Here is a 9,943-nt window from a genome sequence, read left to right as displayed (position 1 = left end):
CGTCTGGAGGCAATCCATTGATTCATATTGGGAAGTGCGATGACGGCCATTACTGCTGCAATAGTAATGACGATCAGCAACTCAATTAGGGTGAAGCCTTTTTGTGTCTGATACATGAGTGATTTTTGGTAGTAATGTGTTGGGTAACTGACGTTTTCTCTTTTGCATTTGCCTGTGGCAATGCTTTTGCTTTTATTAGATTTATTTTAAACGATTTTGTAATGCGTGACTAATGAAATATGAAATTCGGTTAGTTTTTCAGACAATCTGTCTCAATCTTCCATCAACATGGATTCTGGAACATAGGCGGCATTATCAAATTTGGTAAATTGACCCATCCAAGTGAGGAATACTTTCCCGACGGGACCGTTACGGTGTTTACCGATAATACATTCCGCCAAGCCTTTTGCGGGTGATTCTGAGTTGTAGTATTCATCACGATACATAAACATAATCAAGTCGGCATCTTGTTCGATTGCGCCGGATTCACGCAAGTCGGACATCATCGGGCGTTTGTCGGTACGCTGCTCAACGGTACGGCTTAACTGCGACAGTGCAATGACGGGAACTTGCAATTCTTTGGCTAATGCTTTGAGTGAGCGGGAAATTTCGCCAAGCTCGGAAGCGCGGTTGTCAGAACGGCCGGAGCCTGACATTAATTGCAGGTAGTCGATGACGATCAAGCCCAATTTACCGTTGAACTGGCGGGCAAGACGACGGGCGCGGGCGCGCAGTTCGAGTGCAGTCAAACCCGGCGTTTCATCGATATACATGGGTGCATCGGAGAGTTTAACGACCGCCTCGTTCAGACGGCCCCAGTGTTCGTCTTGTAATCTGCCGGTTTTTAAAACGCTTTGATCCAAACGTCCGACAGAACCCAGCATACGCATAACCAGCTGCGCACCGCCCATTTCCATCGAGAATACGGCAACAGGCAGCTTGCCCTCTACGGCAACGTGTTCTGCGATGTTGATCGAAAAGGCGGTTTTACCCATGGAAGGACGGCCTGCGACGATGATCAAATCGCCCGGTTGGAGGCCTGATGTTTTTTTATCGAGGTCGATAAAGCCTGTCGATATACCGGTTACTTCATCAGGATTGTCGCGCGAATAAAGCATATCGATGCGCTCGACCACTTCTTTCAAAAGGTCGGGCATCTCAAGGAAGCCTTGTTTGGATTTGGCGGTACTTTCGGCAATTTGGAATACTTTGTTTTCCGCCTCGTCCAAAAGCTGACCTGCATCGCGCCCTTGTGGATTGTATGCGCTACGCGCAATTTCCGTGCCGACTTCGGCAAGCTGGCGCATGATGGAACGTTCTCGCACGATTTCGGCGTAGCGGCGGATATTGGCAGCGGATGGCGTGTTTTGCGCCAGTGTAATCAGATAGTTGAATCCGCCTGCTGCTTCCAATTCTTCATTGCGTTCCAAACTTTCTTGAACGGTAATGACGTCGGCAGGGCGGCTTTCGTTAATCAGGTTGGCAATGGCACGAAAAATCAGGCGGTGTTCGTGGCGGTAGAAATCCTCGCCGGAAACGACATCGGCAATACGGTCCCAAGCAGAATTTTCCAGCATCAGGCCGCCCAATACGGATTGCTCCGCTTCTGTGGAATGTGGCGGCAGTGATAATGCGCTGATTTCACGGTCTTCAGACGGCATATCGGAATAATTGCTCATGACGGGCATCTCTGGCTGGAAAATTGTAATCCGCTATTATAACGCAGTGTAAGTTCAATTGGTTTGTTTAGGCTAAAGCAGGTAAAATAGCTATGTTGTCAATATGACGACGTACACTACCAAAATATAAATATCAATAATTAGGAGCATAAAAATGGAACACAAGCTGCCACAATTGCCTTATGAACTGGATGCGTTATCTCCCCATCTGACCAAAGAAACTTTGGAGTTTCACTACGGCAAACACCATCAAACTTACATCACCAATTTGAACAATCAAATCAAAGGCACTGAGTTTGAAGAAATGCCTTTGGAAGAAATCGTGAAAAAATCTTCCGGCGGTATGTTCAACAACGCTGCCCAAACTTGGAACCACACTTTCTACTGGCTGGGCTTTACCCCTAAAGGCCAAGGCAAACCTGCCGGCGAATTGGCTGCAGCCATCGACGCCAAATGGGGCAGCTTCGAGAAATTTCAAGAAGCGTTCAATGCTTGCGCGGCCGGTACTTTCGGCTCCGGTTGGGCATGGTTGGTGAAAACACCTGCCGGTGAATTGGATCTGGTTTCTACTTCCAATGCAGGTACTCCGCTGACTACTGAAAACACTCCGCTGTTGACTTGCGACGTATGGGAACACGCCTACTACATCGACTACCGCAACAGCCGTCCTAACTACCTGAAAGGTTTCTGGGAAATTGTTAACTGGGATGAAGTTGCCAAACGCTTCGCCGCATAAAACGATATGAGTGAAAAGGCCGTCTGAAAATTTTTCAGACGGCCTGAAACCTTTGAACAATTAGCAGTACGTGCAATGGCCGCCCTTTACGATACATCAATCGGGCGCTAATATTTTAGTGGTATCGCATGGTCATACCCTGCGGCTTTTATTGTCCTTACTAGGCGGAGCGACTTGGGAAAACCATCGTGATGAGGGTAAATCCGTGTCATTGTTGCATACTTCAATCAGTATTGTGAAATATGATAGTGAAAGCGGTTTTCATATTGAGCAGCTTAACGATGTGGCTCATTTACAATGATCACACCCATTCATCAATAATAAAAAAGTGGGCATTTTACCCACCTTTTTTGCCATTAGCCGAATACTTTTTCTAAGTGTGCTTGGTAGTCTGCTAAGTATTGTTCCACTTGTGGATTTTTAATCACATCGTTACATAAGAATGTCGGCAGACGGGTCAAACCGATGAACTCATTGAGTTTGTGGAAGTGCATATACAACGCATCCACGCCTTTGCCTTCGAAAAAATCGCCTTCTCGGGTGAAGGCCTCAATCGGCGCATTCCAAGTAAGCGAGAGCATGTTTTTTTGCCTTGCAACAAACCACCTGTGCCGTAGCCTTCTATCGGATTGACACGATGGCGGCCATCACTGTGGTAAAGCTTGCCGTGTCCGGCAGTTAATACTTCGTCTATGTATTTTTTCACTGTCCAAGGTTCGTGCATCCACCAGCCTGGCATTTGCCAAATCACGGCATCCATCCACAAGAATTTTTCGATTTCTGCTTCAACATCATAGCCCGCATTAATCACGGTTTCTTGTACATTGTGTCCAAGTGCGGTCAAAACTTCTTTCGCTTTTTTGTGAAGCGTATGGTTCAACTCACCATGCGAATGACCAAACTCTTTTCTACCGTCTAGTAATAAAATATTCATCTTTTTGCCCCTAAAATAAATAATTATAAAAATGGGGCTATCATTATGCCTTTTTACTGCATCTTTATCACTGTAAGTTTAGATTCTTTAAAAGGTTATGTAGGAACTGGACAGCAGGTGGGAAAAACTGAAATTGGGCTTCCTGGTTTTAAAGAAAGGGTGAACTTCAATAAAAATATCGGTATTTATATCGATCCTGTTACAGGAAATCAAACCCCAACAACTATGGGGATTATTCATTATAGTAAAAATGGATATCATGTAGTTCCGGCTAAACCAAAGGAATAATAGTCTATGAATAATGACATTATAAGATTAAGAATTGTTACCCAAAATGCCTTGATAGGTAAAATTACCAAAGAGGTTAGAGGTGTTTATGTAAGAATCAATGAAAATTGTATAAGTATTTATATCGTTATTGATGGAGATATCTCTACCTATTGGAATGAAGAGATTTATAAAATTGGTACAGATATTATTTCTAATTTTGGTGAGGATTATACTATTGATGAGAATTTAGTTAGGATTGATTACCCTAAATATTTATCTTTTGATAATTATATATGTGTATATAAGCGCCATGAAAAATATGAATAAGATTGGAACTATTTATTTATGACAAGGATTTAAAAAGAATTAAGGATTAATAATGTTTGGTATTTTCTTTAAAGATAAAGGTACATCTTTTGATAATGGATATGGGATGCATATTTTGGCTTCAATCTCTTTAGGTGAATATGTAGAAGAATTACATATTCCAATAGACTATTGGGGTATTGAAGAATATAAAAATAGCTGGGCTACATCTATAGCTGATGGGATAGAAAAAAAGTAACATTCAGTACTTATTACATCTATGCATGAGCCAGAATCTTTAAATTTTATTTCTACATGGATTATTTATTATGATGGGGAAATTTCTTATAAAAGTGCATTCACCTACCAATAGACGCAAGTCATTTTGTAGTAATTTTGGTGCGCCACCCAAATATCCTTTCCCCGAACTGCGATTATTTGCCGAATTTTATGCATACTGTTCAACAACTCCCTGAAAATGCCCTTACTACGCGTTTGAATTTTTTCCGCCAATACGGTCAACTTGAGACTTTTGCAAAGGTCTCGGCCTTTTTGTCGATATTGGCGTGAAGAAATGGTTTAGATGAATGTTTTTTCTGTCTGATGCGCAAAATTATCATGGAGCAGAAAAAAGGATAAACGGGAGATTATGCTAAAATATTGTCAACAATTTTCTGATTCCGCATGATATGGAATCAGCGTTTGACACACATAGACAAGAGGATTTTATGAAATTTCTAGACCGTGAGGCGACCATTGCCAAACCCGGCTTTAATCGTTGGCTGGTACCGCCTGCCGCTTTGGCCGTGCATCTTGCCATCGGGCAGATATACGCTTATTCCGTGTTTAATGCGCCGCTGACCAAGCTTATCGGTATTACTGAGTCGGCTGCAGGAGATTGGAAGCTGACCACGGTCGGTTGGATTTTCAGTATTGCCTTGGCGATGTTGGGCGCGTCTGCGGCCATGTTCGGTACATGGATGGAGCGCGTTGGGCCGCGTAAGGCGATGTTTGTTGCCGCCTGCTGTTTTAGTTTGGGCTTTTTTGTGTCGGCTATTGGCGTTCATACGCACAATCTGTTTTTGCTTTATTTGGGTAACGGTGTGATTGGTGGGGTTGGTTTGGGCTTGGGCTATATCGGGCCTGTATCGACTTTGATGAAATGGTTTCCCGATAAACCGGGTATGGCGACAGGCTTGGCGATTATGGGTTTTGGTGGTGGCGCGATGCTGGCCTCGCCTTTATCCGTGTCGCTGATGAATTTTTTCTCCAGTGAAACTTCAGTTGGCGTAGCGCAGGCTTTTGTCGTTTTAGGATTGTTTTATTTGGTGTTGATGATGTTCGGCGCGTTTACGATCCGTGTACCTGCCGATGGCTGGAAACCTAAAGGTTATGTTGCGCCGAAAAACAAAAGCAAATTGGTCAGCAGTAATCATGTCAATGTCTCACAAGCCATGAAAACGCCGCAATTCTGGCTCTTGTTTTGGGTGTTGTGCTTGAACGTGACAGCGGGTATCGGCGTTCTAGGTCAGGCTTCCGTCATGATTCAGGAGCTTTTTTCCGAGGCATCTGTAGGAAAACAAGCGGCAATTGGTGCGGGTGCGGCGGCAGGTTTTGTGAGTCTGTTGAGTCTGTTTAATATGGGCGGCCGCTTTTTGTGGTCCAGCGTGTCCGACAAAATTGGCCGTAAAAATACTTATACTATTTTCTTTGTGCTCGGCTCGCTGTTGTATTTTGCCATTCCGTCGATTGGCGAGAGCGGTAACAAGGCTTTGTTTGTCATTGGTTTCTGCGTCATCATTTCCATGTATGGCGGCGGTTTTGCAGCCATTCCGGCGTATTTGAAGGATTTGTTCGGCACTTATCAAGTCGGGGCAATACACGGCAGGATTTTGCTGGCATGGTCAACTGCGGCTGTTATTGGCCCGGTGTTGGTCAACTATATCCGCCAAAGCCAAATTGAAAGTGGCGTTCCGGCTGCTGAAGCTTATAGCATTACCATGTACATCATGGCAGGTTTGTTGATTGTTGGTTTGTTGTGTAATTTGAGTGTCCGTTCTGTTCATGAAAAGCATCACGAGAAAGACATTAAGGTCGCGGCACATAGTGGCAATCCCGATGATGAAACCGCTGTATCCGATGCTTATCTGATCAGCAAGAAAGTATCAGCGGGCGGTATCGGCGTATGGTGGCGTTGGGCTTTGGTCTGCATTCCTTTGGGCTATGGCGTCATTATGGTGTTTGTTAAAGCCTTAAGTTTGTTTAATTGATTGTTGAAAATTAGAGGCCGTCTGAAAGTTTCAGACGGCCTTTTAAAATATTAAGCAACTAATCTTTTGATACGCTGATGGTATGTTTGATGTGTTTTAAATTCGCAACGATGGTAAAAGTCATCATCACCAGTAAAGCCCATGAACTCCATTTGCTGATGTGTACCGATGCCCACGCGCCGATTTGGTTGGGATAGCGCCAAACGCCGAATAGGGTTCCCAAATTTTCCGCCAGCCAAATAAAAAATCCGATCAGGACGAAAGCGAGCAGGAGCGGCATTTTGCGAGTGGTGTCATAGGGCGTGTATAAGACCGTTGTCCGGGCATATAGGCCGAGAGCGAAAGCAGCAAGATACCAGCGATAGTCGCCGATATAGTGATGGGTGAAGAAATTGATATAAATCGCCAGTGCGCACAAAGTACCCAACCAATACGGCGGATGGCTTTTGATTTTTAAGTCAAACAGCCGCCATGCTTGAATGATATAGCTGCCGACTGCGGCATACATAAAGCCTGCAAACAGCGGTACGCCGCCGATTTTGGTATAAGCCTCATCCGGATAGCTCCATGATTGGATATCGCCTGATGTCTTGAACCACTCTAAAGCAAAGCCCACCAAGTGAAACAGCGTAATCGATTTCACTTCATCCCAAGTTTCTAGCTTGAAATACAGCATGGCTGCTTGTATGGAGATGGCAAAAATCAGCAGCAGGTCGTAGCGCGAAATTCCCAACAAGCCTGTTTTCGGAACGAGGAACATGGCAATGAAAAACAAGCCTGCAAATAAGCAGGCTCGTGCTTCTTTCAAACCGAAAAACCAAAATTCAACGATAAAGCGTCGCCAACCATGCAAATCCTTGCGTTTGGGATGTTCAGTCAGCCAAGTATCCAGTTTGCCCAACATATTTTCAGACGGCCTCTTTATCTTGAAAATGTTTTAGGCAGATTGAATCGGAATAACGCGGTTTTGCTTACGTTTTGCGCCACCTTCGCAATAGTTGGTTTTGACATAATCTTCAACGATTTGTAAAAACTCGGCAGCGATATTGTCGCCTTTGAGGGTAACTTTCCGTTCGCCGTCTACATAAACCGGCGCAACCGGTGTTTCGCCTGTACCTGGCAGGCTGATACCGATATCGGCAAGTTTGCTTTCGCCCGGGCCATTGACTACGCAACCCATTACGGCAACGTTCAATGATTCAACGCCTGGATACTCAGTGCGCCAAATAGTCATTTTTTGACGTAAATAGTTTTGTACGTCTTGCGCCAATTCTTGGAATACGGTACTGGTGGTACGGCCGCAACCCGGGCAGGCTGTAACCATTGGCGTAAAGGAGCGTAAGCCCATGGTTTGCAGGATTTCCTGACCGACAATGACTTCTTGTGTACGTGGGGAGCCAGGTTCGGGCGTAAGGGAAATTCGAATGGTGTCGCCGATACCTTCTTGCAACAATACGGACAAAGCTGCGGTGGAAGCCACAATGCCTTTGCTACCCATGCCCGCCTCGGTCAGGCCGAGATGGAGCGGGTAACGGCAACGGCTGCCTAATTCGCGGTAAACCTGAATCAAGTCTTGTACGGCGCTGACCTTGCACGACAAAATGATTTTGTCTTCAGGCAAGCCCAAAGCCACGGCTTTTTCTGCCGATTCCAGCGCCGAAACAATCAAAGCCTCTTTCATGATTTCTTCAGGCGGCTTCGGTGTGGCAGAAGCTAGGTTGGCATCCATCATACGTTTGGCAAGGCTTTGATCAAGCGAACCCCAGTTCACACCGATGCGTACGGCTTTATTGTTTTCTGCCGCTGTACGAATCATAAAGGCAAATTTCTCATCGCCTTTTGCGCCTTTACCGACATTGCCTGGGTTGATGCGGTATTTAGACAGGGCCTTGCCGCACTCAGGAAATTCGGCCAATAAGCGTTCGCCATTGAAATGGAAGTCGCCGATCAGGGGCGTGGTGTAGCCCATATCGTCTAAGCGGCTGCGGATTTCGGCTACTTTGGAAGCCGCTTCAGGAGTATTAACCGTGATACGGACCATTTCTGAGCCGGCATCGCTCAACTCTTTGACCTGTCGGGCTGTTGCTTCTGCATCTGCGGTGTCGGTATTGGTCATAGATTGCACAACAACGGGCGCATCGGAGCCGATGATGAGATGGTCAATTTTGACTTGATGTGTCTGACGGCGTTTAGGTGTGGTCATTTTAGTTTTTTCCTGCAACAAAAGAGGCGGATTTTTCACCGGCAACACGGTATTTCAAAGGTTCGATAGGTGTGCCGCCGTAATTGGCTTCCGAGCCGGCTGCAATACCGATCCAAACATTGTAAGGTGCGCCGCCTCTCAGACGTTGTTCGCTTCCGGCTGGAACGATACGGCTGAATACAACTTTTCCATCTTTGTCTGCAATAATCAGATTGCTTCGGTATTGGACTTTAATCCAAAGTTCGTCTTTCTCAACTTTGACAGCAGGTTTCTCTTCTTGTACGGCGGCGGAAGCTGCTGAGGCTGCTTGATCATTGGCCACTTCAGGCTTATTGGTGATTTCTTTTTTGCCGTCTTCCGTCATTTCGCTAACGGCAACATTATCCGTTTTTAAGGCAGGCGTTTTCATCGTATCAGCAACATCTTTGCTGTTTTGAATATTTGCCTGTTCGTTTTCAAAACTGGATTTGCTTTGCCAAAAGTAAACGCCGCCTACAGCCAAAGCCAATGCGGCTATCCCCAATATCCATTTTGGGAAGCCCTGCTTTTCAGTATCTGTGAAGCTTAAGCCGGAGTTGGTGCTGCGTGTTACCGCGTATACATGGTCTTCAAGTTGCGGAGTAATGGAGCGCAAATGTTTGGCGATGATTTGTTCGTCGATTTTCAGAAATCGTGCATATGAACGCAGATAACCTGAAACAAAGACTAAACCGGGAAAGCCGGAATATTCCCCTTTTTCCAAAGCATCAATTTGTTCGGTAGACAGTTTCAAACGTGAAGCAACATCTTGAATATCGATTTTGGCATCAGTTCTGTGTTTGCGTAATTCATCCCCCAATGTTTTGGCGGCTTGTGTGTCGTAGTTGATTTTATCGTTATTTTCCATTTATTGGCCTGTTGTGACGGTTTGTAGTTCGTCTGAATAAGGGAAGTTTGCCCTAAGTTGGGCTTCGTATTCGTATGCGGCGTGTTTATTACCCAAGGCGGTAGCCAAACGCCAGCCTAAAAGCAAATCGTCAGCCTGCAGGACATCAACTTTGCTTTGGTATTGGCGGAAATAATAGTCGGCATCGTTCAGATTGCCTGCCATCATTTTGGTTCGGGCAAGTTCTTTGAAAGCAGGGAAGAATTGCGGATTTGCTGCTAAAGACCTTTCCAAATAGGCTTGGGCTAAAGAGTATTGACCTAACCTTGCGCTGCAAATGCCTTTATTCATATTGGCAATAAAGGGGCTTGGGTAGGTTGGGTCGGCCAGTGCTTTGTCAAAATAAGCCAAAGATTCGGCCGGTGCATTCATTTGATTGCACAAGAACCAACCGTAGTTGTTGTTGACTTCCGCACTATCAGGTTTTAAAGACAATGCTTTAAGAAAGCTTTCTTGAGCTTTGTCTTTGACTTTCAAATACTGATAAATCTCGGCGCGTACCAACCAAGCAAGGTCATTTTTGGAATTGGACTTAAGCGCCTCTTCGATACTTTCAGTAGCTTGGCGGTAGTTTTGGCCGCGCATATATTCCACAGCCAGTTGGGTTTTGATATTAGAAA

The 9,943-nt window shown here is 45.2% G+C and carries 12 protein-coding genes and 1 pseudogene; 6 read left to right on the top strand and 7 right to left on the bottom strand.

From position 1 onward, the window contains the following. Both ACTHUE_RS06700 and dnaB read right to left on the bottom strand, forming a co-directional pair. The coding region (locus ACTHUE_RS06700) for a pilus assembly FimT family protein (protein ID WP_440423154.1) at positions 1-116 on the bottom strand (116 nt) is incomplete at its 3' end. Between the two features lie 156 nt (positions 117-272). Next, complete coding sequence (gene dnaB / locus ACTHUE_RS06695; protein ID WP_036490624.1) at positions 273-1,679, bottom strand: replicative DNA helicase; 1,407 nt, start codon at positions 1,677-1,679, stop codon at positions 273-275. A gap of 154 nt (positions 1,680-1,833) precedes the next feature. Here dnaB and ACTHUE_RS06690 point away from each other — a divergent pair, with 154 nt between their 5' ends. Together ACTHUE_RS06690 and ACTHUE_RS06685 are read left to right on the top strand one after the other, a co-directional pair. Then, positions 1,834-2,415 carry a superoxide dismutase gene (locus ACTHUE_RS06690; RefSeq protein ID WP_003683473.1) on the top strand — a complete coding sequence of 194 codons (582 nt, stop codon included), beginning with the start codon at positions 1,834-1,836 and terminating at the stop codon, positions 2,413-2,415. A gap of 70 nt (positions 2,416-2,485) precedes the next feature. Next, a complete protein-coding gene (locus ACTHUE_RS06685; RefSeq protein WP_198400583.1) occupies positions 2,486-2,716 on the top strand; it encodes a histidine phosphatase family protein in 231 nt (76 codons plus the stop codon). Positions 2,717-2,771: 55 nt separating this feature from the next. Here the strand turns inward: ACTHUE_RS06685 and ACTHUE_RS06680 are convergent. Continuing rightward, positions 2,772-3,349, bottom strand: a pseudogene (locus tag ACTHUE_RS06680) (NAD(P)H-dependent oxidoreductase). A 45-nt stretch (positions 3,350-3,394) separates the two neighbouring features. Between ACTHUE_RS06680 and ACTHUE_RS06675 the strand changes: the two are divergent. The 4 genes from ACTHUE_RS06675 to ACTHUE_RS06660 all read left to right on the top strand — a co-directional run bounded on the left by ACTHUE_RS06675 (position 3,395) and on the right by ACTHUE_RS06660 (position 6,195). Beyond that, entirely contained in the window at positions 3,395-3,637 is a 243-nt protein-coding gene (locus ACTHUE_RS06675; RefSeq protein ID WP_079453701.1) for a polymorphic toxin type 50 domain-containing protein, read from the top strand. Between the two features lie 6 nt (positions 3,638-3,643). Continuing rightward, positions 3,644-3,946: a hypothetical protein gene (locus ACTHUE_RS06670; protein WP_004519792.1), complete on the top strand. Its 303-nt coding sequence runs from the start codon at positions 3,644-3,646 to the stop codon at positions 3,944-3,946. Between the two features lie 52 nt (positions 3,947-3,998). Then, positions 3,999-4,184 (top strand): hypothetical protein, encoded by a 186-nt coding sequence (locus tag ACTHUE_RS06665; RefSeq protein WP_049336588.1) that lies wholly within the window; start codon positions 3,999-4,001, stop codon positions 4,182-4,184. A 469-nt stretch (positions 4,185-4,653) separates the two neighbouring features. Further along, the gene (locus tag ACTHUE_RS06660) at positions 4,654-6,195 is read left to right on the top strand and encodes an L-lactate MFS transporter (protein ID WP_039862148.1); all 1,542 of its coding nucleotides are present in this window, start codon (positions 4,654-4,656) and stop codon (positions 6,193-6,195) included. A 58-nt stretch (positions 6,196-6,253) separates the two neighbouring features. On the opposite strand, the gene ACTHUE_RS06655 is transcribed toward ACTHUE_RS06660, so the two are convergent. The 4 genes from ACTHUE_RS06655 to pilW all read right to left on the bottom strand — a co-directional run. Then, positions 6,254-7,099 carry a DUF817 domain-containing protein gene (locus tag ACTHUE_RS06655; RefSeq protein WP_004519788.1) on the bottom strand — a complete coding sequence of 282 codons (846 nt, stop codon included), beginning with the start codon at positions 7,097-7,099 and terminating at the stop codon, positions 6,254-6,256. A gap of 33 nt (positions 7,100-7,132) precedes the next feature. Further along, entirely contained in the window at positions 7,133-8,398 is a 1,266-nt protein-coding gene (ispG, locus tag ACTHUE_RS06650; RefSeq protein ID WP_039862169.1) for a flavodoxin-dependent (E)-4-hydroxy-3-methylbut-2-enyl-diphosphate synthase, read from the bottom strand. Position 8,399: 1 nt separating this feature from the next. Then, on the bottom strand, positions 8,400-9,284 hold the full coding sequence (locus ACTHUE_RS06645) for a helix-turn-helix domain-containing protein (protein ID WP_049336589.1): 885 nt from the start codon (positions 9,282-9,284) through the stop codon (positions 8,400-8,402). Next, a partial coding sequence (pilW, locus tag ACTHUE_RS06640) for a type IV pilus biogenesis/stability protein PilW (RefSeq protein WP_440423152.1) occupies positions 9,285-9,943 on the bottom strand: 659 nt, incomplete at its 5' end. It lies immediately after the preceding gene.

The sequence above is a fragment of the Neisseria sp. P0021.S005 genome (genome assembly GCF_051956955.1).
The sequence above is the reverse complement of the archived record's forward strand: the minus strand, read 5'-3'. Positions and strand labels throughout refer to the sequence as shown.

What these genes read in the sequence shown, in the direction of transcription:
- dnaB (WP_036490624.1), bottom strand. Translation starts at nt 1,679, where the DNA reads ATGAGCAATTATTCCGATATGCCGTCTGAAGACCGTGAAATCAGCGCA.
- ACTHUE_RS06690 (WP_003683473.1), top strand. Translation starts at nt 1,834, where the DNA reads ATGGAACACAAGCTGCCACAATTGCCTTATGAACTGGATGCGTTATCT.
- ACTHUE_RS06675 (WP_079453701.1), top strand. Translation starts at nt 3,395, where the DNA reads ATGCCTTTTTACTGCATCTTTATCACTGTAAGTTTAGATTCTTTAAAA.
- ACTHUE_RS06670 (WP_004519792.1), top strand. Translation starts at nt 3,644, where the DNA reads ATGAATAATGACATTATAAGATTAAGAATTGTTACCCAAAATGCCTTG.
- ACTHUE_RS06665 (WP_049336588.1), top strand. Translation starts at nt 3,999, where the DNA reads ATGTTTGGTATTTTCTTTAAAGATAAAGGTACATCTTTTGATAATGGA.
- ACTHUE_RS06660 (WP_039862148.1), top strand. Translation starts at nt 4,654, where the DNA reads ATGAAATTTCTAGACCGTGAGGCGACCATTGCCAAACCCGGCTTTAAT.
- ACTHUE_RS06655 (WP_004519788.1), bottom strand. Translation starts at nt 7,099, where the DNA reads ATGTTGGGCAAACTGGATACTTGGCTGACTGAACATCCCAAACGCAAG.
- ispG (WP_039862169.1), bottom strand. Translation starts at nt 8,398, where the DNA reads ATGACCACACCTAAACGCCGTCAGACACATCAAGTCAAAATTGACCAT.
- ACTHUE_RS06645 (WP_049336589.1), bottom strand. Translation starts at nt 9,284, where the DNA reads ATGGAAAATAACGATAAAATCAACTACGACACACAAGCCGCCAAAACA.